Origin of the sequence: Streptomyces sp. 7N604 (assembly GCF_052245475.1) — a bacterium.
In the GTDB taxonomy this organism is placed as follows: Bacteria; Actinomycetota; Actinomycetes; order Streptomycetales; family Streptomycetaceae; genus Streptomyces.
In genome coordinates this window covers 177,214-200,283 of the sequence record NZ_JBQQBX010000003.1, presented here as the reverse complement: position 1 = coordinate 200,283, position 23,070 = coordinate 177,214, and the positions used below count along the sequence as shown (strand labels likewise).

Below are 23,070 nucleotides of genomic sequence, written 5' to 3'. Positions count from 1 at the left end.
CTCGCCGGATAGGATGATTTCGGAAAGTGAGACCTGAAATCTTTTGCCATGGCTCACAGAACCACCCAATATACGCAGCGAAATGCCCCGGACGTCAATCGGTCCGGGGCATTTCGCTGCGTATATCCGCGACGATCTGCGTATCGGCGCACCGGACCCCCGACCCGGGTGAGAAACTGGGGCTGGTGAGGGATAGCGTGCTGTCCGGGCCGACGGGGGCCGGTGTGACTTCCGGGTCCCGTGCCGGTTGGGTACCTCGGAGGCGAAGGGAACGGGAAGCGTGGGGGTCGGAGCGGTACGGTGAGGCTTCTGCACACGTCCGACTGGCACTTGGGCCGGTCCTTCCACCGGGTGAGCCTCCTGCCCGCCCAAGCGGCGTTCCTCGACCACCTCGTGGAGACGGTCCGCGAGCAGCGGGTCGACGCGGTGCTCGTCGCAGGCGATGTGTACGACAGGGCCGTGCCGCCGCTGGCCGCCGTGGAACTGTATGACAGCGCCCTCCACCGCCTTGCCGGACTCGGCGTCCCGACGGTCATGATCTCCGGCAACCACGACTCCGCCCGCCGGCTCGGCGTCGGCGCCGGGCTGATGGAGCGTGCGGGCATCCACCTGCGTACCGATCCGGCGGGATGCGCGGACCCGGTCGTGCTCGCCGACGAGCACGGCGACATCGCGGTCTACGGCCTGCCCTACCTCGAACCCGCCCTCGTACGGGAGCAGTTGGGCGCGGAGAAGGCCGGGCACACGGCCGTGCTCCGGGCCGCCATGGACCGGGTGCGGGCCGACCTCGCCACCCGTACCCCCGGGACCCGCTCCGTCGTCCTCGCCCACGCCTTCGTCTCGGGCGGCGCCCCCAGCGAGAGCGAGCGCGACATCACCGTCGGCGGCGTCGCGGCCGTGTCGGCCGAGCTCTTCGGCGGGGTCGACTACGCGGCCCTCGGCCACCTCCACGGCTGCCAGATCATCGGCGAGCGCATCCGCTACTCCGGCTCCCCGCTCGCCTATTCCTTCTCGGAGGCCGGACACCGCAAGAGCATGTGGCTCATCGACCTCGGCGCGGCTGGCTCGTTCGCGGCCGAGCGGATCGACTGCCCCGTACCGCGGCCGCTCGCCCGTATCCGCGGCCGCCTCGAGGACCTGCTCGCGGAACCGGGGCTCGCGCGGCACGAGCAGGCGTGGGTGGAGGCGACCCTGACCGACCCCGTCCGTCCGCACGAACCCATGGCGCGGCTCACCGAGCGCTTCCCGCACACCCTCCGCCTCGCCTTCGCCCCCGACCGGGCCGCCGAGGACTCGCTCGCCTCCTACGCCGAGCGGCTCAAGGGCCGTACGGACCGGCAGATCGCCGAGGACTTCGTGGCCCATGTACGCGGTGGCGCGGGGCCCGACGACAGCGAGCTGGCCGTGCTCCACGGGGCGCTGGACGACGTGCGCTCCGGTGGCGCCGAACGCTCCGGTGGCGCCGATCGGACCGGTGGCGCCGATCGGACCGGTGGCGTCGCCCGCGAGGTGGGCCGGTGAGGCTGCACCGCCTGCGGATCACCGCCTTCGGCCCCTTCGCCGGCTCGGAGGAGGTCGACTTCGACGAGCTGTCGGCCGCCGGACTCTTCCTGCTCCACGGGCCCACGGGCGCGGGCAAGACCTCCGTGCTCGACGCGGTCTGCTACGCCCTGTACGGCGGCGTACCCGGCGCCCGGCAGGGCGGCCCGTCGCTGCGCAGCGACCACGCCGATCCGCTCACGCCCACCGAGGTGCTGCTCGATCTCACCGTCGGCGGGCGGCGGCTGGAGATCACCCGCCGCCCCGAGCAACTGCGCCCCAAGAAGCGGGGCGAGGGCCTCACGCGCGACAGGGCCCAGACGTGGCTGCGCGAGCACACCGTCGGCGAGCAGGGCGGCGAGCAGCACGGTGAGTGGAAGGCGCTGAGCCGCTCCCATCAGGAGGTGGGGGAGGAGCTCGGGCAACTCCTGGGCATGAGCAGGGAACAGTTCTGCCAGGTCGTCCTGCTGCCCCAGGGCGACTTCGCACGCGTTCTGCGCGCCGATGCCGAGGCCCGGGGCAGGCTGCTCGGCAGGCTCTTCGACACCCGGCGCTTCGCCGCGGTCGAGGAGCGCCTCGCGGAGCTGCGGCGCGCCGCCGAGAAGCAGGTGGGCAGCGGCGACGAACGACTCCTCGCGCTCGCCCACCGGATGGCCCAGGCCGCGGGCGGCAGCGCCGACGTCCGGACACCGGGGGGCCACCCGCTGCCCGAACTCACCCCCGGCGAACCCGGTTTGGCCGACGCGGTCCTGGAGTGGGCGGCCATCGCCCGTACGAGTGCGCGCGAGCGCCTGGACATCGCCGCGGCCGCCGTCCGCGCCGCCGAGAGCTCCCATGAGCGTGCCCAGCGGCACGCCGAGGCAGCGCGGGAGCTCGCCGCGTTGCAAGCGCGACACGCCGAGGCGCGCCGCCGCGCCGCCGAACTCGATGAGCGGCGCGACGACATCGACCGCGTACGGGCGCGGCTGGACCGGGGACGGTCGGCGGAGGGTGTCGTGCCCGCGCTGGAGCTGCGCGAATCCGCCGAGCGCGAGCACCGCGCCGCCACCGCGGCCCTGCGGGACGCTCGCGCGGCGCTGGCCCGGGAACTGGCAGGGCGGGCGGGGGACGGGGCGCCCGACCAGCCCTGCGCCCGCGGGGGCGCGCCGGGTGCCGTCGGTGAGTGCGCGGCCGACCCGGAGCAGTCCGCCCAGCTGGGGCGGGAGACCGCCCTGTCCTCCGAGCGCGCCGTGCCCTCCGAGCGCGCTGTGTCCTCCGAGCCCGCCGTGCCCTCCGAGTTCGCCCCGCCCTTCGGCTCGGCCATGCTCTCCGATCTCGCCGAGGCCGGTGCGGAGCGCCTCGCCGCCCTTGAGCGCGAACTCCGCGAGGAGCTGGGCGGCTTGGCCGCCGCCCGGCGCGCCGAGCAGCGGGCCGCCCGGATCACCGCGGAGCGCGCGGACCTCGACCGCGAGGCGCGTGCCGACGAGGAGGTGCTCAGGGAAGCCGCGCACTGGCTCGCCGACTGGGACAACACGCGCCGGCGGCACCAGCGGCGGATCGAAACCGCCCAGGAGGCCGTCACCCGGGCAGAACAGCTCGCCGGCCAGATCGAACCGGCCCTGCAACGCCTCGACGCGGCCCGGCGGCGCGACCGCCTCGCCACCGAGTTGCACGACGCCGAACAGCAGCTGCTGCGCGCCCGCGAGCGCGCCACGGCAGCCCATGAGCACTGGCTCGACCTCAAGGAGCGCCGACTGCGCGACATCGCCGCCGAGCTGGCCGCCGGTCTGCGTGAAGGCCACCCGTGCGCGGTGTGCGGCGCCACCGAACACCCTGCCCCCGCGCAGGAACAGGCCGGCCACGTCGACCGGGACGCCGAGGAATATGCCCTCCAGGCGTACCAGCAGGCGGAGGACGGCCGCGCGGATGCCGACAGGGACGTGCAGTCCCTGCGCGAGGCCCTGGCGGGAGCCGCGGTGGCAGCCGGCAGCGCCACCACCGCGGAACTCGCCACCGTCGCCGAAGAGTTGCGCCGGTCCCACGCCGAGGTCCGTGGTGCGGCCGCCGACCTGCACGCCGGCCGCGAGGCCCTCGCCCGCGCCGAGCGCGAACACGAGCGGCGCCGCGCTCAGCAGCAGGACGCAGAGCGCCGCGCCGCCGCCCGCACCTCCCGGCGAGAGGCCCTCGCGGGTGAACTGGAGGCGCTGGAGGAGGAGTTGGAGCAGTCGCGCGGCGGTGCGGCGAGCGTCGCCGCGCGAGCCGCACTGCTGGAGCGGCACGCCGTCCGGCTCGCGGAAGCGGCCGAGGCGGTGCGCGCCGCCGACGTCGCAGCACAGCGGCTGAAGGAGGCCGACGCGCGACTCGCCGACGCCGCCTACCGGGCGAAGTTCGACACGCCGGAGTCGGCGGCCGATGCGGTACTCGCCGAGCCCCAGCGGCGCGAGCTGCAGTGGCGCCTCGACCAGTGGCAGGCCGAGAGCGCCGCGGTCGCCGCCGAGCTGGCGGACCCGCGGACCGCCGAGGCCGGGGCCCGCCCGCCCGCCGACCCCTCCTCCGCCCAGGTGGCCGTGGACGCGGCCACCCGGCGGCTGCGCGCCGCCTCCGCCGCAGAGGCCGAGGCCCGTACGCGCTGCGCCGAGCTCGACCGGCTCAGCGCCCGCGCCACGGCCGACGCGCGCGAACTGGCCCCGCTGCGCGAGTCGTACGACCGCGTGGCGCGGCTCGCCGGACTCGCCGCGGGCACCTCGGCCGAGAACGAGCGCAGGATGCGCCTGGAGTCGTACGTCCTCGCCGCACGGCTCGAACAGGTCGCCGCGGCGGCGAGCGTGCGCCTCCAGCACATGTCCTCCGGGCGCTACACGCTCGTCCACTCCGACGCCAAGGCGGGCGGCCGCGGCCGCTCAGGCCTCGGCCTGCACGTGATCGACGCCTGGACGGGCAGCGAGCGCGACACCGCCAGCCTCTCCGGCGGCGAGACCTTCTTCGCCTCGCTGTCCCTGGCCCTGGGCCTCGCGGACGTGGTCACGGAGGAGGCGGGTGGCACCCGGCTCGACACGCTCTTCATCGACGAGGGCTTCGGCAGCCTGGACGAGCAGACCCTCGACGACGTGCTCGACGTACTGGACGCGCTGCGCGAGCGGGACCGTACGGTGGGCATCGTCAGCCACGTTGCGGACCTGCGGCAGCGCATCCCGGCGCAGCTGGAAGTGGTCAAGTCCCGTACGGGCTCGGCCATCCGCCGCCGGGCGCCGGGTACGGCGGGCTGAGCCGCGCCGGGGAACGCACAGCAGCGGTAGCCGGGGGAGGGCGGGTCAGGGGAGAGGCCCGCTGAGCGGCCGTCGCCGCAGCGGCGAGGAGTACACCACGCTGGTCGTCACCGAACCGAGCCCGGAAATCCGCCCGGAGACCTCCTCCAGGTGGGACATCGAGCGTGCGGCGACCTTCAGGGCGAAGCAGTCGTCGCCCGTGACGTGATGTGCCTCCAGAATCTCCGGTGTCGTGTCGAGAAGGTCATGGAACGGCTTGTAGTTGCCGGTCGGGTACCGGAGTCGTACGAAGGCCAGGATTGGCACGCCCAGCCGCTCCGGCTCCACGACCGCCGCGTAGCCCGAGATCACCCCCGCCTCCTCCAGCCGCCGCACCCGCTCAGTCACGGCGCTTGCGGACATGTTCACGGCGCGCGCCAGCTTCGCGTAGCCGGCGCGGCCTTCGCGCTGGAGGACATCGAGAATGCGCCAGTCGGTGGGGTCAGGGGAATAGCCGGTCATGGCGCATCAATAGCAGGGTAATCCCCGGCAGAACAAGGGAGATGCCGGGGAATCCCACTTCATGAGGCCCTGGCGCCGCCCATAGATTTCCCGGCATGACACAGCACATCGCACCGGCCGTTCCGTCCCCGTCCGCCACCCCGTCCGCCGACCCCGTCCTCCGCGTGCCGCCCGCCGCACCCGAGGACGCCGCCGCCTACTTCGCCGCGAGCCTGGCCTTCCACACCGACGTCGCCGATGTCGCCGCCGCCCTCGAAGCGGGCGGCCGCGGCTTCACTGTGGCCGACTCCCGCAGCGCCGAGGCCTGGGAGCAGGGCCGCATTCCCGGCGCGCTGCACCTGCCCACCGCCCAGATCCCGTACCTGGCAGGGAAGTTCCTCGATCCGTCCGTGCCGGTCGTCGTGCACTGCTGGGGACCCGGCTGCAATGGCGCCACGCGCGCCGCGTACGCGCTCGCGCGCCTCGGCTACCAGGTCAAGGAGATGCTCGGCGGCATCGAGTACTGGATCCGGGAGGGCTTCCCGGTCGAGACCGGCGACGGCACCGAGCGGCGCCCCGCCGACCCTCTGACGGCGCCCGCAGGCGGGGGCCACTGCGGATGCTGACGACCGGTCCGTTGCCCCCGGCCCTGCCGGCCGGGCGGCTGATCCCGGCAGCGGTCCTCTGCCCACGGTTCCCGTCCACGGTCCGCGCCCGAGCCCCCCGGCAGGCCCGCCCGGCGCTCACCAGGCCCCTGACTCCGCAGGCTCCTGTTGCACCGGGGCGGACATGATCGTGTCCAGCATGCCGCGCGCCGCCTGGAGTTCGTCGATGGCGGTGATCCGGTCACGCTCCAGGGAGAGGCGGCCACACGGCCGACACGCCCGAACGTGCCCGGGAGACGGCGAGTTGGGCCGCCGCTCGCGGGGCCGACTACCTCGACGGGGCGATCATGACCCCGACGCCCACCATCGGGGAGCCCTCGGCCGTCGTCCTCTACAGCGGACCGGAGGCGGTCTACGCGGCCCACCGGCCGGCACTGGCGAGCCTCGGGGGCACGGCCACCCACCTCGGTACGGACCCCGGCCGGGCAGCGGCTTACGACGTGGCGTTGCTCGACATCTTCTGGACGGCCATGAGCGGCTCTGCCCACGCCCTCGCCCTGGCCAAGGCAGAAGGCATCGCGGCGCAGGAACTCCTGCCGTACGCCCGGGGGATCAGCGATCTGCTCTCGGACATCATGGGCGAGTTCGCGCGCAATGCTGACAAGGGGCACTACCCGGGCGAGCAGTCCACCATCGTCTCGGCCGCCGCCGGCATGGCCCACATCATCGACGCGGCCCGGGCCCGCGGCATCGACGCGAGCGTGCTGAGCGCCGCAAGGGCCGTCGCTCGGCGGGCCATCGACGCGGGGCACGGCACAGACGGCTTCGCGCGCCTGGCCGATGTACTCGGCAGGACGTCTCCCGAGGAGTGACGTCGGCGGGGCGGCGGGGCGGCGGGGCGAAAAGCGGATGACAGCCGCCCGCCCCCGCACCATGATGGCCTGCCGTGCCTAAGGATCATCGGCAGCCCGCGGAGCCCACTGCACACACGTCGCGCACGACGCCACCCAGCCCTGGGGCGCCGACGCGGACGGGCCCGAGGCGCTCGCCGGTGCCGTGCGCGAGGCGCTCGGCGACCCGGACGCCCGGGTCGCTCACGGCCCGGCCGACCTCGCGGCCCCGGAGGCCCCGGCCGAGCTGCTGACCGCCGCCGCCGAAGCCCTCGGCGGCCGCGTCGACATCCTCGTCGCCAACCACGCGCTGAGCGGGCACGACGGCACGCCCGACACCATCGACGCGGCGATGCTCGACGCTCACTGGGCGACCGACACGCGGTCCGTCGTGCTGCTCGCGCAGCACGGTGAACCCGGGACCGGTCGACACCGGATACATGACCGGTGACACGCACGCCGCCATCGCCGCGATGTTCCCCGCGGGCCGCTGGGGCGCGCCCGACGACCCGGCGCGGCTCATCGCGTGGCTCGCCACGGACGAGGCGGCCTGGATCACGGGCCAGGTCATCGACTCGGAGGGCGGCTTCCGCCGCTGAGCGGTCCGGCCGGTGGGCGTACCCCACCGGCCGGACCCGGGCGACCGCACGCGCAGACCGAGCCGGATACGCGCAGACCGAGCCGGATACGCGCGGGCAGAGCCGGATACCCGTACACCGAGCCGGATACCCCGCAGACTGAGCCCGATACGAGCAAACCGAGCCCGATACAAGCGGACCGAACGGGATCCGATGGACCGTCAGGCCCCGTGGCCTCAGAGGCGGGACAGTTCCTCGACGAGGTCGTCCAGGCCCAAGGAGCCCAGGGACAGCGCCGCCATATGCCACTTCTTCTGGTCGAAGGCGGCCCCGTGCGCCGCGCGGGCGGCCTCCCGGCCCTTGAGCCAGGCGCGCTCGCCGAGCTTGTAGCCGATGGCCTGCCCCGGCATTCCCAAGTAGCGGATCAGCTCGCTGTCGACGAAGTCGGCAGGCCGCCCGCTGTGCATGCCGAAGAACTCGTGCGCCAGCTCGGGCGTCCAGCGCTCGCCGGGGTGGTAGGGCGAGTCCGCGGGGATCTCCAGCTCGAGGTGCATGCCGATGTCGACGATCACGCGCGTGGAGCGCATCATCTGTGCGTCGAGGTAGCCGAGCCGCCGCTCCGGGTCGGTGAGGAAGCCCAGTTCGTCCATCAGCCGCTCTGCGTACAGCGCCCAGCCCTCCGCGTTGGCGCTCACCATGCCGACCGTCGCCTGGTACCGGGAGAGCCGGTCGGCGACGTGTGCCCACTGCGCGAGCTGCAGATGGTGCCCCGGCACGCCCTCGTGGTACCAGGTCGACACCAGGTCGTAGACGGGGAAGCGGGTCTCACCCATGGTCGGCAGCCACGTGATGCCGGGGCGGGAGAAGTCCACCGACGGCTGGGTGTAGTACGGGGCCGCCGCGCCACCGGGCGGGGCGATCCGCGACTCGACCCGCTTCACGCGCTCGGCGAGTTCGAAGTGCGTGCCGTCCAGGGATTCGATCGCCTCGTCCATCAGCCCCTGGAGCCAGACCCGCACCTCCTCGACACCTTCGATGTGCTTGCCGTGCTCGTCCAGGTACTTGATGGCCGCCCAGGGGGTGGCCGCACCCGGCAGGATCTTCTCGGCCTCGGTGCGCATCTCGGCCAGCAGCCGGTGGTACTCGGACCACCCGTACGCGTACGCCTCGTCGAGATCGAGGTCGGTGCCGTTCCACAGGCGCGACCAGCGGGCGTAGCGCTCGCGGCCCACGACGTCGCGGGCGCCCTCGACCGCGGGCGCGTACGTGTCGCGCAGCCAGTCGCGCAGATCCGCGAAGGCCCCGGCCGCGGTGGCGGCCGCCGTGTCGAGCTCGGTGCGCAGCTCGCCCGGGCCGGCGGCGGTGAACTCCGCGAACCAGCTGCGGTCCTTGCCGACCCACTCGTCCAACTGTCCGATGACGGTCTCCACTTGCCGGGGTCCGGCCGGCAGCCCCAGCTCGATGCCTTCGGCGAGCGAGGCGCGGTAGCCCTCCAGGGCCGCCGGGACGGCGCGCAGCCGCTCGGCGACGGCCGCCCAGTCCTCCGGGGTCTGCGTCGGGGTGACCGTGAAGGCGGCACGGACCGAGTGCGCGGGCGAGTGGATGTTGCTGACGGCCCGCAGGCCCTCGTGGGCTTCGTGGACGGCGAGTTCGGCGGTCAGCCGCTCGCGCAGCAGCCGGGCGCAGCGACGCTCGGCGTCGCTGTCGCCGCCCGGCCGGGCCTCCGCCTCGGCCAGCCGGTCCAGCGTCGTACGGGCCAGGTCGGCGAGGGCCTGCTGCCCGGCGGGGGAGAAGTCCGGGAGCCGGCTCGAACTCTCGGCAACGCCCAGGTAGGTGCCGGTGATCGGGTCGAGGTCGACAAGCGCGTCCACGTAGGCGTCGGCGACCTGGCGGGGCAACGGGCTGCTGATGTTGTCGGACATGGGCTCATCCTCGTACGGGACGGGCCACCGCGTCACCACCACCCGGCGACAGGCATGCGCCTGGCAGGGCGTGTCCGGCGGATCTTTCCCCTATGGGCCAGGAGCCGGCGGGAGCAGGGGGCCGCACTCCCACTGCTGGAAGATCAGCCGCGTCTCGACCCGTGCCACCTCGCGCCGCGACGTGAACTCGTCGATGACCAGACGCTGAAGGTCAGCGGTGTCGGTGACGGCGACATGGACCAGATAGTCGTCCGGACCCGTCAGATGGAACAGGGCGCGCGACTCCGGCAGCGCGCGGATCCGCTCCACGAACGGGCCGATCAGCTCGCGGCGGTGCGGTCGCACCTGCACCAGCAGCAGGGCCTCAAGACCGCGCCCCAGCTTCGCGGGGTCCAGCCGCAGCTCGTGCCCGAGGATCACCCCGGCGCGGCGCAGCCGCGCCACCCGGTCGAGGCACGTCGACGGCGCGACCCCGACTTCGGCCGCGAGGTCGCGGTACGTGGTCCGGGCGTCGTTCTGCAGAAGCCGCAGAATCTGCAGATCCACCGGATCCAGGGGTACGGAATCGGCCATTGGCCGAACATAGCACGGAGAATCGCCGCCGTACCCCGTCGAGTGTTCAGCATCGGACCATGGACACGACAGCGACGACAACCGCGGCGACGCCATCCCGCTCGCTCGCCACCGAAGCCGTGCACGCCGGCCGCGAGGACCTCGCCGAACTGGGCCTGCACGCCCCGCCCCTGGACCTGTCGACCACCTATCCGTCGTACGACAGCCGGGCCGAGGCCGCCCGGCTCGACGCCTTCGCCGCCACCGGCGCGCAGCTCGACGGACCGCCGGTCTACGCCCGGCTCGACAACCCGACCACCGCCCGCTTCGAGACCGCACTGGCCCGGCTCGAAGGCACCGAAAGCGCGGTCGCCTTCGCCAGCGGCATGGCCGCCCTCACCGCCTGCCTGCTGGCCAGGACGAGCCTGGGGCTGCGCCACGTCGTCGCCGTCCGCCCGCTCTACGGCTGCAGCGACCACCTGCTCACCGCGGGCCTGCTCGGCAGCGAGGTCACCTGGGTGGACCCGGCTGGGGGTACCCCCGACGAAGTCAGGGGGAGCGTCGCCGACGCCATCCGGCACGACACCGGCCTGGTCATGGTGGAGTCACCGGCGAACCCCACGCTCGCCGAGATCGACCTGCGGGCTGTCGCCCACGCGTGCGGTGTGGGCCCCTCCTCCCCGAAGGGGGGCGAGGAGGGAGTGCCGCTGCTGGTCGACAACACCTTCGCCACGCCCGTCCTCCAGCGCCCCGCCGAGCAGGGCGCGCGGATCGTGCTGCACAGCGCGACGAAGTACCTCGGCGGGCACGGCGACGTACTCGGCGGAGTCGTCGCCTGCGACGAGGAGTTCGCCCGGAAGCTGCGACAGGTACGGTTCGCCACCGGTGGGGTGCTCCACCCGCTCGCCGGCTATCTGCTGCTCCGCGGGCTCGCCACCCTCCCCGTACGCGTGCGGGCCGCCTCGGCGTCCGCGGCGCGGCTCGCGGAGCGGCTGGCGGCCGATCCGCGGGTCGCCCGCGTCCACTACCCGAAGCTCGGCGGGGCGATGGTGGCCTTCGAGGTGTACGGGGACCCGCACGAGGTGATCGCCGGGGTGCGGTTGATCACCCCGGCGGTCAGCCTCGGCAGCGTCGACACGCTCATCCAGCACCCGGCGTCCATCAGCCACCGCATCGTGGACGAGGGCGACCGCCGCTCCGCCGGGGTGAGCGACCGGCTGTTGCGGATGTCGGTGGGGCTCGAGGACGCCGAGGACCTGTGGCGGGACCTCGACCGCGCGCTCGGTGATCCGCGCGCTTCCCGCGGTGCCGTGGCCGACAGCCCGGGCGCGGGCCTGGGCGTCCCGGTCAGCGCTCGGCCGACGGCTGGTACACCGGCCCGTACGACTCCCCCCGCCCCGGGGCCGGCTCCTGCGGGCCGTGCGGGCCGTGCGGGCCGGGGGTCACGACGGGTGTCGGGGCCAGCCGGGCGGTGATGACGAGCGTGCCCTCCTCGATCTGGTAGTCGAGCGGCAGGCCGAGGCCGCGCATGGCGGCGACCATCCCGGTGTTCGACGACTGCGTGACGGCGTACACGCTGTCGCAGCCCGCTTCGACGGCCAGCGCGACCAACCGGCGCAGCAGCTCAGCGCCGACCCCGCGGCGCTGCCAGTCGTCCTCGACGATCAGCGCGACCTCGGTCTCGTCGCCGTCCCAGAGCAGATGGCCGAGGGCGACGAGCCGTCCTGACGGGGTCTGCACGGCGAGCGTGCGGCCGTAGCGGGGGCTGAGCAGGTGGGCGAGGTAGCGGTCGGCGTCGCGGACCGGGCCGTGGTAGCGCATCGACAGCGTCCGGGCGGAGCAGCGCGCCTGCATGTCGCGGGCGGCGGCCAGGTCGTCGGTGTCCGCCCGCCGCACGGTGATCTCGTTGCCCTCCGGCAGCGTCAGCACGTCCCGGCTGCTGGGCACGCGCGGGCCGAGCCGCGCGTCCAGCTCGACGAGGGCGCGGGCGCGGGCGAACTCGGTGGGCGTAAAGGGCAGATACGGCCGCTCGACCGTGATGACCCCGCCTGAGGGGTCGGGCAGCCGCAGCACGGTGTCCTCCAGGACGCCCTCCTCGGGGACCGGCTCGGCGAGCGGCTGCCCGCTGAGGGACTGCGCGGGCAGCGAGTGGATCGTGCAGCGGCCGAGCAACTGCCGTAGCGCGAGGGGGAGTTCGGCCGCGTCCAGGGCGGTGCGCGTTGCGAGGTTCAGCACCCGGGTCGGGGCGTCGACCAGGTCGTGGGCGTCGGCGCGCTCGATCCAGGTGCCGCGGCCGCCGACCGCGGCGATCTCGCGCGTCAGCTGGGCGGGAGCCAGTTCTTCCGGGGCGCGCAGCAGGAACTCGTCCACCGTGCCGTCGGACAGCGGGTGCGTCTGGAGGGTCAGGATGTCCACGCGGCGGCGGGCGAGGGCGGTGCACAGCACGGCGAGGCTGCCGGGAACGTCCCGTACGGTGGTCCGGAGGCGCCACAGCGTCGTACCGCCCGCATCCGGGCCCGCCGTGGCGGCGGGGGCCGACGCGGACGCGGCGGCGACGCCGTGGCCGGTATCGCCGGTATCGCCGGTATCGGGCGTATGGCCCAGCGGCGGGGCGTGGCCGTGGCGTCGTGCCCACCATGTGTGGAAGCCCGCCGTGGCGATCATGGCGACGGCGGAGGTGATCAGCAGTACGGGGCCGTGGGGGCCGTGCACGATCATGTTCGCGACGGCGTCCGCGACCGCGACGGCCGTGAAGAGGGCGGCGAGTTCGATGAGATCCCGCCGCCAGTGGTGCGGGCGGCGGGAGCTCTTCGCAGATGTCACATCAGTCATGGGATCACCCTGCCTGAAGGGTGTTGCGTGATCACGAACGCTTTGTGACCGACGGGTTAAGGGTGGTTCTGGTCGCCTAAGGCCCGGTTTTGGTCATTTATGAGCGGCCCGTGACGGGCGAGGTCTCGAGCCCCGGCAGGCACGAGCGCGTCATGGAAAGGACGGTAGGCCCCGGCACTGACCGTCAACGGGCTACCGCCCCACCATGGTCAGCGGTTCACTGCCCGACCCGCCCCGGCTCGAGGACCTTCGTGAACAGCACCGCGCCGCCGTCCTCGCGCAGCCGCACCGTCAGTTCCCCACTGTGCCCGTCGATGTCCACCTCGCCGTAGAACTGGTAGCCCTCGGCGGGCGAGACGTTCGCCCTCGCCGGGGCCTTCACGAAGACCCGGTCCGGACCGAACGTCCCGTCCAGCGCGTTCGCCGGGAACGAACCCGCGTTCAGCGGCCCGGACACGAACTCCCAGAACGGCGCGAAGTCCGTGAACGCCGCCCGCGACGGGTCGTAGTGCTGCGCCGACGTGTAGTGCACGTCCGCCGTCAGCCATACCGTGCCCGTGATCCGGCTGTGCTTGATGTACCGCAGCAGCTCCGCGATCTGCAGCTCGCGGCCGAGCGGCGCGCCCGGGTCGGCGTTCGCGACCGCCTCGAAGTCCGTGGCGCCGTCCGGCACCACGAGCCCCAGCGGCATGTCCGAGGCGATCACCTTCCACGCCGCCCGCGACCGGCCCAGCTCGCGCTTGAGCCACTCCAGCTGCTCGCGCCCGAGGATGCCCTGCGTGTCCTCCGGCTGCCGGTTCGGCGAGTTCCGGTTCCGGTACGTCCGCATGTCCAGCACGAAGACGTCCAGCAGCGGACCGTGCCGGACCACCCGGTGCACCCGCCCCTCCGTCCGGCCGGGCCGCAGCGTCGGGATCGGGAAGTACTCCGAGAACGCCTGCCGCGCCCGCCCCGCCAGGACGTCCACCGACTTCTCCGTGTACCGGGCGTCGTCCAGGATCTCGCCGGGATACCAGTTGTTGACGACCTCGTGGTCGTCCCACTGCACGATCGACGGCACCTGGGCGTTGAAGCGCCGCAGGTTCTCGTCCAGCAGGTTGTAGCGGAAGTTCCCGCGGTACTCGGCCAGGGTCTGGGCGACCTTCGCCTTCTCCTCGGTGGTGACGTTCCGCCACACGCGCCCGTCCGGAAGCGTCACGCTCCCCGTCAGCGGCCCGTCGGCGTAGACGGTGTCCCCGCTGAAGAGGAAGAAATCCGGGTTCCTGCGCCGCATCTCCTCGAAGATGCGGTAGCCGCCGTGCTCCGGGTTGATGCCCCAGCCCTGCCCTGCGAGGTCGCCCGACCACACGAACCGTACGCCCTCGCGCCGCCGCACCGGTGCCGTGCGGAACGTCCCGTACACCGGCTCGCCCGTACGCCGCGGGTCGTCGGGGTCGGCGAGCAGCACGCGGTAGTGGATCTGCTCACCCGGGGGCAGCCCGCGCAGCGGAGCCGTTCCGGTGAAGTCCGTGCCCGGGCCGACCACGGGGCCGTACTGGCGCTGTGCGTTGCGGAACGACTCGGTGGCCGACGTCTCGACGATCACTTGGGCCGGACGGTCGGACCGCACCCACACCAGGCCCGACGAGGCGGTCACATCGCCGACCTGCACGCCCCAGCGGGCCTCGGGCCGTCCCGACAGGGCCTGCGCGGGCGCCGCCCCGGTCAGCGAGAGCGACGACGGCAGCGCGAGCCCCGCCGACGCCACGGCCCCGCCCCGGAGAAGCGACCGCCGCCCGACGCCTCTCCCGGATCCCTGCGATCCCTGCCCCATCTGGTACCTCCCGTTGCTCACACCAAGTCCTGCCCCGGCCGCCCCGGCTGTCCGCGGCGCCGTCACCGTTGCTACCGGTGCCAGATGTCAGGCACCAAAACGCGCAGCCAACTTCTCGGCCCTGAAGGACCGAGCTTGGTGACTCGGTGCCCTTAAGCCAAGTCGCGCTCGCGGCTGTCCCCTACGACAGGACGGCTCACAATGCCGCTCGACCAGCAACGCAGCCAACTCCGGTGCTTCGCCGCTCCGTTCCGACGACCCATTCTTCCCCGGCCTGAAGGCCGGGACTTCCTGAGAGAAACCCGGTGAACAACCCGCCGCTGCCCAGAAGCCCTCGCGCAGGGCGCTGGCACTGCGCAATCGCGTGGTTCAAGCCCCGCCCGCGCCCCGCCACGCAGCCCCGATCGCCCCTTCCCACGTCGCCCGCCGCAGGGCAGCCGGGAACGGCGCACCGGCGCCGGGGCGTTGAGCGGGCATGATGATGACGAGCCTGCTGTCCATAAGCCTGCTGGTGATGGTGCCCTTCATGCTGGCCTCGGCCCGGTACGTGGTGCTGCGACGGGGCCGTCCGGAGTGGTTGCACCGCCGCTTAGCCGTACGCAGGCCCCGCACCGGGGTGGGCGTGGGAACCACCGCAATTGAGGAGCTGCACGCGTTCCTGAATGCTAATAAGCGCGTACAGCTGGAGCAGCGCCAGGTGGAGCAGATCGTGCGGAACGATGTCCAGGACGGTGCTCCGCCGCGCGTGCGCGTCGACCTGGACGCGGGGCGGGCGGTGGTCCGGCGGCGGGATGAGAGGCGGTCATGATCTGACCGCCGATCCCAGCAGGCCCACGGCCCGGGCGATCTCCGCTGGAGGCAGCTGCGCGTAGCCGAGCACGAGCCGTACCGCCCCGTCATTGCCCCGCCCGTCGTCCACCGCCCCGCCCCCCATCGGCAGCGTGCCGTACTCGGACAGCGGCCGAAGCGCCACTCCCGCCGCGGCCGCGCGCGACACGAAGCGCGCCTCGGGCCCATAGCGGGCCGGGAGGCGGACGATCGCGTGCAGGCCTGCGGCGATCCCGGTCACCTCCGCGCCGGGAAAGTGCGCGGCCAGGGCCGCCACCAGGGCATCCCGCCGCTCGCGGTACGCGCGCTGGCAGCGACGAAGCTGCCGGTCGTAGTCGCCGCGGACGACGAAATCGGCCAGGACCGCCTGGCCCAGGGCGGGATTGCCGAGGTCCATGGTCCGTTTGCGGGCGACCAGTTCACCGAGCAGCCGGTCCGGCACGACCGCCCACCCGAGCCGCAGGCCTGGCGCGAGGGACTTGCTGACCGAGCCGGTGTACGCGACCCGGTCCGGGTCGAGGCCCTGGAGCGCCCCCACCGGCGCCCGGTCGTAGCGGAAGTCCCCGTCGTAGTCGTCCTCCACCACCAAGCCGTCCACCTCGCGAGCCCACGCGAGCAGCCGGGCGCGGCAGTGCGCGGAGTACGCGATCCCGGACGGGAACTGGTGCGACGGTGTGGTCACCACCGCCCGTACGCCCGACGCGGCCAGCACCTTCGTGTCCAGGCCGTCCGCGCCCAGCGGCACTGGCACCGTCTCGACGTCCGTCGCGGCGAACAGCGCGCCGTGCTCCGGACTACCCGGGTCCTCGACCCCGACCGCCCGCTGTCCGCGCCCGCGCAGCACGAGCCCGAGCAGGGTCATCGCCTGGGCCACGCCCGAGCAGACGACGATCCGGTCCGGGTCCGCCACCACGCCCCGGCGGCGGGCGAGCAGGTCGGCGAGCGCCCGGCGCAGCTCCGGCAGGCCGCGCGGATCGGGGTAGCCGAGCCTGCTGTGCGGCAGCCGGGCCAGGACTCTCCGGTGCGCGGCCGACCAGCCGGCGCGCGGGAAGAGCGCCAGGTCGGGGGTGCCGGGCCGGAAGTCGGCGACCGGCCTTACGTGCGCCGTGCCGCCTTCAGGTGCCCGCCGGGCGGCGGACCGCGCTGCCTGTCCGACCTGCCCGACCCAAGTGCCCGCTCCTCGCCGGCTGTCCAGATAGCCCTCGGCCGTCAACTGCTCGTACGCGTCCGTGACCAGTCCACGCGACACCCCGAGGTCCGCGGCCAGCTCGCGGCTCGAGGGCAGCCGCGTTCCGGGGGCCAGCCGACCTGAGCGCACCGCCTGGCGCAGCGCCGACTGCAGCAGCCGGCCGCGCTGCCGCGGCGGCGCCGACGCGGTCGGCAGCAGCAACTCCCATGCGGCGGTCCATGCGGCGGCCCGCGTGGCGGCCTGCGCGGCGGCCTGCGCGGCGGCTTGCGCGTCGGTCTGCGCGTCGGTCCGTTCGTCGGTCCGCGCGGCACCGTCGCCCCCGCCTCCGCCCGAAGCCGAAGTGGTCCCTGAATCGCTCATCGGATTGGACCTTAAGGCGGTCCGGTTCCGTGCCTAGCGTCGGGGGCGTCCGGCTGCCTCCGGGCGGGGGAGGGGCAGCCGGTGGACAGGCCCGCGGGCGCGCAGCGCCGGTGGCCGTACCGGCCCGTTCCCGACGCCCCGCGAGGTGGACCACATGAACACCGCACACCGGCTTGGGGCGCTCCTCGCCGCCTTCGCCTGCGTCCTCGTCGGCGGGTCCTTCACCGCCAACAGCGTGCTCGGCAACTACCCGCACGCCGGCGGGCAGGCCCTCCGCTACGGGCTGGCGGCCCTGCTCCTCCTTCCGCTGCTCGGCCGCGGTGGCACGGCGCCGCTGCGCTCACTGACGGCCCGTCAGTGGATGCGCATGGCGCTGCTCGCCGCCACGGGCATGACCGGCTTCAACCTGGCGGTGCTGGCGGCCGAGCGGACCGCCGAACCGGCCGTACCGGGTGTCTTCGTCGGCTGCGCCCCCGTCCTGGTCGCGGTGATCGCCCCGGCCGCGGACGGCCGCAGGCCCGCCCGCCCCGTCCTCTACGGCGCGCTGCTCGTCGCGGCGGGCGCGTTCACGGTCCAGGGCTGGGGGCGCACGGACGCGGCAGGGCTCGCCTGGTCGCTCGGCGCCCTCGCCGGTGAGGTCTGCTTCGCGCTGCTCGCAGTGCCCGTGCTGCGGCCGCTCGGCCCCAAGCTGCTCTCGGCTGTGGCCTGCGCCATCGCGGCTCTGGAGTCCGCGGCGCTCGGCCTGCTGCTCGACGGGGGAGCGGTGCTGCGGGTGCCGGGCCCGGCGGAGGCGGTGGCGCTGCTGTGGCAGGCCGCCGTCGTCACCGTCGTCGGCTTCGTGTGCTGGTACAACGGCGTCCAGCGGATCGGGGCCGAGCGCGCCACCCTCTTCTCCGGCCTCATCCCGGTGTCCGCCGCACTGACCGCACCGGCCGTCGGCACGGGTGCGTACGGCGTGGCGCAGGCGGCCGGCAGCCTGCTGGTCGGAGCGGGCGTCGCGCTGGGCTCGGGGGTGTTGGGCTCAGGGTCGCCGGGTTCGAGGGCGCCGGGCTCAGAGGCTCCGGATTCGGCGGCGCCGGCCCCCAGGGCACCGGCCCCCAGGGCACCGGGCTCAGGGGCCACGGGCGCCCAGGCCTCCGGGCGCTTCCGTGGAACGCCGCGCCCCGGGCCCTCAACTCCCCATCGGTGGACGACTGCCGTCGAGGATCACCCGCGCCACGAGCGCCGGGTCGTCGCTCATGGGGACGTGACCGCACCCGGGGAGCCGTACGAGCCGGGCGCCGGGGATCGCGTCCTTGGCGCGGACGCCCTGGCGGGAGAGCAGGAGGCAGTCGCGCGTACCCCAGGCGATGGTGACCGGCACCCCGGGCACGTCGTGGGTGAACAGCACGTCACGCCCCGCGGAGAGCGTGGAGTGGAAGCCGGTGGCCTCCCGCAGGGCCCGGGTCTCGGCGGCAGCGGCCTCCGGTGAACGCCGCCCCGGCCGCGCGTAGATGGAGCTCACCAGCACCGCACGCCCGGCCGTCGTCCGCGACAGCCGCTCCACCACGGGCGGCGGCAGCAGCCGGGCCCCGGTCCGCATGCCGCGCAGCACGCCGAAGGCGTAGCGGCGCTCGGCCTGCGTCCAGAACCCGGCGGGGGAGAGCGCGGTCACGGACCGTACGAGCTTCTCGCGGCCCATGTCGAGCGCGAGGAGTCCGCCCAGCGAGTTCCCCGCGACATGCGGCCGGTCGAGCTCCAGCGCCTCGCACAGGGCGCCGAGGGCCGGGACCACCGTCTCCAGGTCGTGGGGCACGCCGTCCGGCAGTGCCGGAGACTCCCCGAAACCCGGCAGGTCGACGGCGACGACCTCGCGCTCCGCGGCGAGGACGCGCAGCACCGGGTCCCACGCCTGGCGGTGGTGGCCGATGCCGTGCAGGAGCAGCAGGGGCTCGCCCGAGCCCAGGCGTTCGTACGCGACGGTGACCGGATGCCTGCCGGACTGGGAGTCGATCGTGAAGGAAACCGTCGCGGGCATGGGGGTGCGCTCCTGACCGTCGCGGGACGACGCCGAGGGACAGCCGGTGGGCTGAGGTAGACAGGGTGTCAGGAATAATTACCCTTCGGTAGCCCGGAGTTCAAGAGGGCGTCCGCCCCCGTCCGCGGGATCCGGTCGAAACGGCCACGGCGCGCCCGCCGCCTGGACACGGGACCCGCCCGTCAGGTGGGATGAGCGCGTGGGCACCGATACCGCGACCGACGTCTTCGAGGAGCACCGGCCCGTCCTGACCGGCGTCGCGTACCGCATGCTCGGTCGCGTCGCCGACGCCGAGGACGTCGTCCAGGAGGCCTGGCTGCGCTGGTCGCGCGCCGATCGCGAGACCGTGCGCGAGCCGCGCGCCTACCTCGTACGGATCGCCACCCGGCTCGCCCTCGACCGGCTGCGCCAGGCCCAGTCCCGGCGCGAGTCCTACGTCGGTCCGTGGCTGCCCGAGCCGATCGTCACCGACTTCGCGGGCACGGTCCCGGACGCCGCCGAGCGGGCGGTGCTCGCCGAGTCCGTGTCGCTCGCCGTGCTCGTCGTCCTGGAGTCGCTGTCGCCACTGGAGCGCGCGGTGTTCGTGCTGCGCGAGGCGTTCGGCTTCCCGTACGCGGAGATCGCCGCGATCCTCGAGCGCGGCGAGCCCGCCGTACGGCAGCTCGCGGGCCGGGCCCGCCGGCATGTGGAGGAGCGCAAACCCCGGTTCCCGGTCGATCCGGCGGAGCAGCGTGACCTGACCGAGCGGTTCCTCTCCGCCGCGACCGGCGGAGACCTCGACGACCTGCTGGCGCTGCTCGCCCCCGACGCCCGCCTGGTCGGGGACAGCGGCGGCAAGGCGAAGGCCCCGCTGCGGGTCCTCGAGACCGCGGACAAGGTCGGCCGCTTCCTCTTCGCGGTGGCCCAGCAGCCCATCCCGGACATGGAGTTCCTCTTCCGGGAGATCAACGGCGTCCCGTCCCTGCTCGTACTCTCCGGCGGGAAGCCGGACAGCGTCATGTCGCTCGACATGACCGAGGACGGCCGGATCGCCTGTGTCTACATCGTCCGGAACCCTGACAAGCTCGGCGCCGTCGCGCCTTGAGCGGCTCCCGGGACCACGGCCTACAGGCCGCCCGCGACCCGCAGCACCGCCCCCGTGGTGTACGAGGCCTCGGGGGACAGCAGCCACGCCACCGCGGCCGCGACCTCGTCCGGCTCGCCGGGGCGGCGCATCGGCACGCGCTCCGGGTTGCGCCAGGGCCGCTCCGGGTCGCCCATCGAGGCGTGGATATCGGTGAGGATCATGCCGGGCTGCACGGAGTTCACCCGGATTCCCTCGGCGCCCAGCTCCTTGGCCAGGCCGACGGTCAGCGCGTCCACGGCCGCCTTGCTCGCGGCGTAGTGCACGTACTCGCCGGGGCTGCCGAGCGTGGCCGCGCCCGAGGAGATGTTGACGATGGCCCCGCCGCGGCCGCCGTACCGGGTCGACATCTCCCGTACGGCCCGGCGCGCGCAGAGCAGGGCGCCCGTGACGTTCACGTTCACCACGCGGCGCATCACGTCGGGCGGGGTGTCCGCGAAGCGGCCCAGCGGGCCGGTGATCCCGGCGTTGTTGACCAGCCCGGTGACCGGTCCCAACTCCTCCCGCACGGCGTCGAACAGGGCGTCGGCCTGCTCCTCGACGCTGGTGTCCGCCTGGACGACCACGCACGCGGAGCCCGCGTCCCGCACGGCCGCGGCCGTCTCCTCTGCGGCGTCGCGGGCGCGCTCGTAGCCGATGCCGATCCGGTGTCCGGCGCGGGCCAGCCGTACGGCGACCGCCGCCCCGATCCCGCGACCACCGCCGGTGACCACCGTGACCTGGTCCATCGCCCGTCGCCTCCCGTTCCGCCGGTGATCATCGACGCTACATCGCGCCACTTCCCGGTCATCGGGCCGGGGCTACACGAACGCCGTGTGAATGCTCTGTCGCACGGCTGCGGAAGGCGGGCAGCCGATCGAGGATTGGTATTGACCAAGGATGAGAGCCGCCCTATGGTCGCAGAGATAGTGCAAGAACCTTTAATAAACAAGGGCGATAAAACCTCTACCCCGGCCTTCGGTGCGGGGGATCCCAGGGACACGGAGATTGCGGAGGACAGGGTGGGGACTACGCAGCTCGAATCGGTGCCGGAGCCGAAGTACTGGCACCTGAAGACCGTGCTCAGTGAAGCGCTGGACTCCGAGTTCGAGGTGGGCGAGATCCTGCCCAACGAGCGTGAACTCGCAGCCCGGTTCGGTGTCGCGCGTGCCACCTTGCGGCAGGCACTCGAGCAGCTCGAACTCGAAGGCAGGCTGCAGCGCCGCCGCGGCGTCGGCACCACGGTCGCCCCGCCCCGGGTCGGCGTGGCCGTCGGCCCCGAGCAGCACGGCTGGCCCGGTTCGGGCGGCGACGCCTGGCAGCCCGTCGACTGCGAGGAGACCGTTCCTCCGGCCGCGGTCGCCCGATTCCTCGGCACCGACCCGGAGGAGCAGGTCCACACGGTGCGGCGTACGCGCAGGACGCACGGCCAGCCGGTCGCCGCGGAGCTGCTGTACGTACCGGCCGGATCCGTGCCCGGCCTCGCGGCCATCGACCGGCTCGCCGGTGCTGCGCGGGCGCGGGCCGTGCTGCGCGAGCTGCAGCGGCTGGAGCTGGAGGGCCAGGACCGCGCCGTCGAACTCGGTTCCGCGCGCGCCGACGACGCCAGGCAGCTCGACCGGCTGCCGGGCGCGCCGGTGCTGGTGCTCACGACGCGGTACTTCGCGCAGGGCCGTACGGTCGCGGTCGCCGTCGCCACGTACCGGGCGGACACCTGCCGCCTCACCTTCGGCGAGACCGGCTCGGTCCAGATCACACATACCGGCGAGGAGCGCCGCGCGTCCTGAGCGGTGCGAGCCGCGCGCTCACGCCCTCTGCGCGAGATCTCCCACCTGCCCGTCCGGAAGTGATTCCGGGCGGGCAGGTCGCAAGTTCCCGCCGCGCAGCGGCCGTTCAGCCGCACCGCTCGGTTGGCTCAGGCGTAGCCCCACGCCTCGTCTCAGGTCTCATCTCAGGTCTCAGCGCCGAGCGGTGACCGTGCCCTCGACGGCGAAGAGCTGTTCCTCCACATGATCCAGGGCCAGCCGCAGGGCCCCCGTGGCCACCGCCGCCTCGCCCAGCATCGACAGCTCGACCCGCGGCGGCCGCAGGCAGTAGCGGGCCAGTTCGACCCGCAGCGGGTCCAGGACGCCGTCGAGGCCCGCGGCCCAGCCGCCCACCACGACCAGCTCGGGGTCCAGGGCCAGCACCAGCGCCGCCACATCGTGCACCAGCCGCCGGATGAACCGCTCCACGGCCTGCTGCGCCCGCTCGTCCCCTTCCCACGCCTGCGCGAACACCCGTGCCACCGCCGCCTCGTCGAGCGGCGGCAGCGGCTCGCCGGTCGTCGACAGCACCTGCTCCGGTGTGGCCTCCCGCCCCAGCAGGTGCAGCGCGCCGATCTCCCCGGCCGCCCCGCCGTACCCGCGGTGCAGCCGCCCGCCGATGAGCGAGCCCGCGCCCGGGCTCAGCCCGGCCAGCACGAAAACGATGTCATCGGAGCCTGCGCCCGCGCCCTTCCAATGCTCGGCGACCACCGCCGCGTTCGCGTCGTTCTCCACGAGCACCGGGCAGCGAAAGGACCGCCGCAGCCGCTCGCCGAGCTGCAGCCCGGTCCACCCGGGCAGCGCCGTGCACAGGCGTACGGTCCCGTCCGCCTCGACGATGCCCGGCGTACCCACGCCGACGGCGCGCAGCGAGCTGCGCGCCACGCCCGTGCGGCGCAGCAGGTCGGCGACCGCCGCGCGGACCCGTTCGAGCCGCTCGTCCGCGGACGCCTTCTCGGGCACCTCGCGCACCGCGGACCCCGCCAGGTTCCCGCTGAGGTCGGAGAGCAGCGCCGCGACCCGGTGCGGGCCGATCTCGACACCCAGCAGATGCCCGGCCTCGGCGTGGAAGCGGAAGTGGCGGGCGGGGCGGCCCTGACGGCGCGTCCCGCCCTCCTCGGCGGGCGCCTCCCGCACCAGGCCGGTCTCGATCAGCCCCTCGACGACGCCTTCGACGGTTGGCCGCGACAGCCCCGTGACCTGGACGAGATGGGTCAGGGTCGCAGCTCCGCCGTCCCGGAGCGCGTACAGCACCACCGCCGAGTTGATCCGTCGCAGCAGGGATGGGTCCCCGCCGGTGAGCCGCGCCAAAC

Annotated in this window: 16 protein-coding genes and 3 pseudogenes; 10 read left to right on the top strand and 9 right to left on the bottom strand. The window is 73.9% G+C overall.

Going from position 1 to position 23,070, the window contains the following annotated elements; genetic code table 11:
- The first annotated feature begins 300 nt into the window (after positions 1-300).
- Together ACTWP8_RS04760 and ACTWP8_RS04755 are read left to right on the top strand one after the other, a co-directional pair.
- A complete protein-coding gene (locus tag ACTWP8_RS04760; protein WP_443320879.1) occupies positions 301-1,521 on the top strand; it encodes an exonuclease SbcCD subunit D in 1,221 nt (406 codons plus the stop codon).
- The gene (locus ACTWP8_RS04755) at positions 1,518-4,784 is read left to right on the top strand and encodes an AAA family ATPase (RefSeq protein ID WP_443320878.1); all 3,267 of its coding nucleotides are present in this window, start codon (positions 1,518-1,520) and stop codon (positions 4,782-4,784) included. Before ACTWP8_RS04760 ends, ACTWP8_RS04755 begins: the two co-directional genes overlap by 4 nt.
- 45 nt (positions 4,785-4,829) lie before the next feature.
- On the opposite strand, the gene ACTWP8_RS04750 is transcribed toward ACTWP8_RS04755, so the two are convergent.
- Complete coding sequence (locus tag ACTWP8_RS04750; protein WP_443320877.1) at positions 4,830-5,285, bottom strand: Lrp/AsnC family transcriptional regulator; 456 nt, start codon at positions 5,283-5,285, stop codon at positions 4,830-4,832.
- Positions 5,286-5,380: 95 nt separating this feature from the next.
- Here ACTWP8_RS04750 and ACTWP8_RS04745 point away from each other — a divergent pair, with 95 nt between their 5' ends.
- From ACTWP8_RS04745 to ACTWP8_RS04735, 3 genes and pseudogenes are all read left to right on the top strand, one after another.
- Complete coding sequence (locus ACTWP8_RS04745) at positions 5,381-5,890, top strand: rhodanese-like domain-containing protein (RefSeq protein ID WP_443320876.1); 510 nt, start codon at positions 5,381-5,383, stop codon at positions 5,888-5,890.
- A gap of 326 nt (positions 5,891-6,216) precedes the next feature.
- Entirely contained in the window at positions 6,217-6,741 is a 525-nt protein-coding gene (locus tag ACTWP8_RS04740) for an imine reductase family protein (RefSeq protein ID WP_443320875.1), read from the top strand.
- A gap of 115 nt (positions 6,742-6,856) precedes the next feature.
- Positions 6,857-7,358: pseudogene (locus tag ACTWP8_RS04735) on the top strand (SDR family oxidoreductase); the annotation flags it as partial.
- Between the two features lie 215 nt (positions 7,359-7,573).
- Here ACTWP8_RS04735 and ACTWP8_RS04730 read toward each other — a convergent pair.
- Together ACTWP8_RS04730 and ACTWP8_RS04725 are read right to left on the bottom strand one after the other, a co-directional pair.
- A complete protein-coding gene (locus tag ACTWP8_RS04730) occupies positions 7,574-9,259 on the bottom strand; it encodes a DUF885 domain-containing protein (RefSeq protein ID WP_443320874.1) in 1,686 nt (561 codons plus the stop codon).
- A gap of 90 nt (positions 9,260-9,349) precedes the next feature.
- Positions 9,350-9,832 carry an Lrp/AsnC family transcriptional regulator gene (locus ACTWP8_RS04725; RefSeq protein ID WP_443315162.1) on the bottom strand — a complete coding sequence of 161 codons (483 nt, stop codon included), beginning with the start codon at positions 9,830-9,832 and terminating at the stop codon, positions 9,350-9,352.
- A gap of 59 nt (positions 9,833-9,891) precedes the next feature.
- Between ACTWP8_RS04725 and ACTWP8_RS04720 the strand changes: the two genes are divergently transcribed.
- Positions 9,892-11,286, top strand: coding sequence for a trans-sulfuration enzyme family protein (locus tag ACTWP8_RS04720; RefSeq protein WP_443320873.1), 1,395 nt, complete (start codon positions 9,892-9,894; stop codon positions 11,284-11,286).
- Here ACTWP8_RS04720 and ACTWP8_RS04715 read toward each other — a convergent pair.
- Positions 11,213-12,643: pseudogene (locus ACTWP8_RS04715) on the bottom strand (GNAT family N-acetyltransferase); the annotation flags it as partial. The gene ACTWP8_RS04720 and the pseudogene ACTWP8_RS04715 sit on opposite strands and share 74 nt — an antisense overlap.
- Before the next feature lie 217 nt (positions 12,644-12,860).
- The gene (locus ACTWP8_RS04710; protein ID WP_443320977.1) at positions 12,861-14,456 is read right to left on the bottom strand and encodes an alkaline phosphatase D family protein; all 1,596 of its coding nucleotides are present in this window, start codon (positions 14,454-14,456) and stop codon (positions 12,861-12,863) included.
- 475 nt (positions 14,457-14,931) lie between these two features.
- Between ACTWP8_RS04710 and ACTWP8_RS04705 the strand changes: the two genes are divergently transcribed.
- Complete coding sequence (locus tag ACTWP8_RS04705; RefSeq protein WP_443320872.1) at positions 14,932-15,264, top strand: DUF6191 domain-containing protein; 333 nt, start codon at positions 14,932-14,934, stop codon at positions 15,262-15,264.
- Here the strand turns inward: ACTWP8_RS04705 and pdxR are convergent.
- Positions 15,259-16,833: a MocR-like pyridoxine biosynthesis transcription factor PdxR gene (gene pdxR / locus ACTWP8_RS04700; RefSeq protein ID WP_443320871.1), complete on the bottom strand. Its 1,575-nt coding sequence runs from the start codon at positions 16,831-16,833 to the stop codon at positions 15,259-15,261. The two genes, ACTWP8_RS04705 and pdxR, sit on opposite strands and share 6 nt — an antisense overlap.
- 154 nt (positions 16,834-16,987) lie before the next feature.
- Here pdxR and ACTWP8_RS04695 point away from each other — a divergent pair.
- Positions 16,988-17,863: pseudogene (locus ACTWP8_RS04695) on the top strand (DMT family transporter); the annotation flags it as partial.
- Positions 17,864-18,004: 141 nt separating this feature from the next.
- On the opposite strand, the gene ACTWP8_RS04690 reads toward ACTWP8_RS04695, so the two are convergent.
- Positions 18,005-18,850, bottom strand: a complete 846-nt coding sequence (locus ACTWP8_RS04690) for an alpha/beta fold hydrolase (RefSeq protein WP_443320870.1) — start codon at positions 18,848-18,850, stop codon at positions 18,005-18,007.
- A 199-nt stretch (positions 18,851-19,049) separates the two neighbouring features.
- Here ACTWP8_RS04690 and ACTWP8_RS04685 point away from each other — a divergent pair, with 199 nt between their 5' ends.
- Positions 19,050-19,934 (top strand): RNA polymerase sigma-70 factor, encoded by an 885-nt coding sequence (locus ACTWP8_RS04685; protein WP_443320869.1) that lies wholly within the window; start codon positions 19,050-19,052, stop codon positions 19,932-19,934.
- A 20-nt stretch (positions 19,935-19,954) separates the two neighbouring features.
- Here ACTWP8_RS04685 and ACTWP8_RS04680 read toward each other — a convergent pair whose 3' ends face one another.
- Entirely contained in the window at positions 19,955-20,701 is a 747-nt protein-coding gene (locus ACTWP8_RS04680; protein ID WP_443320868.1) for an SDR family oxidoreductase, read from the bottom strand.
- A gap of 273 nt (positions 20,702-20,974) precedes the next feature.
- Here ACTWP8_RS04680 and ACTWP8_RS04675 point away from each other — a divergent pair, with 273 nt between their 5' ends.
- On the top strand, positions 20,975-21,739 hold the full coding sequence (locus tag ACTWP8_RS04675; RefSeq protein ID WP_443320867.1) for a GntR family transcriptional regulator: 765 nt from the start codon (positions 20,975-20,977) through the stop codon (positions 21,737-21,739).
- Positions 21,740-21,910: 171 nt separating this feature from the next.
- Here the strand turns inward: ACTWP8_RS04675 and ACTWP8_RS04670 are convergent, their stop codons facing one another.
- Positions 21,911-23,068 (bottom strand): ROK family transcriptional regulator, encoded by a 1,158-nt coding sequence (locus tag ACTWP8_RS04670; RefSeq protein WP_443320866.1) that lies wholly within the window; start codon positions 23,066-23,068, stop codon positions 21,911-21,913.
- Between the last annotated feature and the right edge of the window lie 2 nt (positions 23,069-23,070).

Coding starts and splice junctions, on each gene's coding strand:
- pdxR (WP_443320871.1), bottom strand. CDS start 16,833: ATGAGCGATTCAGGGACCACTTCGGCTTCGGGCGGAGGCGGGGGCGAC.
- ACTWP8_RS04730 (WP_443320874.1), bottom strand. CDS start 9,259: ATGTCCGACAACATCAGCAGCCCGTTGCCCCGCCAGGTCGCCGACGCC.
- ACTWP8_RS04750 (WP_443320877.1), bottom strand. CDS start 5,285: ATGACCGGCTATTCCCCTGACCCCACCGACTGGCGCATTCTCGATGTC.
- ACTWP8_RS04740 (WP_443320875.1), top strand. CDS start 6,217: ATGACCCCGACGCCCACCATCGGGGAGCCCTCGGCCGTCGTCCTCTAC.
- ACTWP8_RS04745 (WP_443320876.1), top strand. CDS start 5,381: ATGACACAGCACATCGCACCGGCCGTTCCGTCCCCGTCCGCCACCCCG.
- ACTWP8_RS04680 (WP_443320868.1), bottom strand. CDS start 20,701: ATGGACCAGGTCACGGTGGTCACCGGCGGTGGTCGCGGGATCGGGGCG.
- ACTWP8_RS04705 (WP_443320872.1), top strand. CDS start 14,932: ATGATGATGACGAGCCTGCTGTCCATAAGCCTGCTGGTGATGGTGCCC.
- ACTWP8_RS04710 (WP_443320977.1), bottom strand. CDS start 14,456: ATGGGGCAGGGATCGCAGGGATCCGGGAGAGGCGTCGGGCGGCGGTCG.
- ACTWP8_RS04690 (WP_443320870.1), bottom strand. CDS start 18,850: ATGCCCGCGACGGTTTCCTTCACGATCGACTCCCAGTCCGGCAGGCAT.
- ACTWP8_RS04725 (WP_443315162.1), bottom strand. CDS start 9,832: ATGGCCGATTCCGTACCCCTGGATCCGGTGGATCTGCAGATTCTGCGG.
- ACTWP8_RS04720 (WP_443320873.1), top strand. CDS start 9,892: ATGGACACGACAGCGACGACAACCGCGGCGACGCCATCCCGCTCGCTC.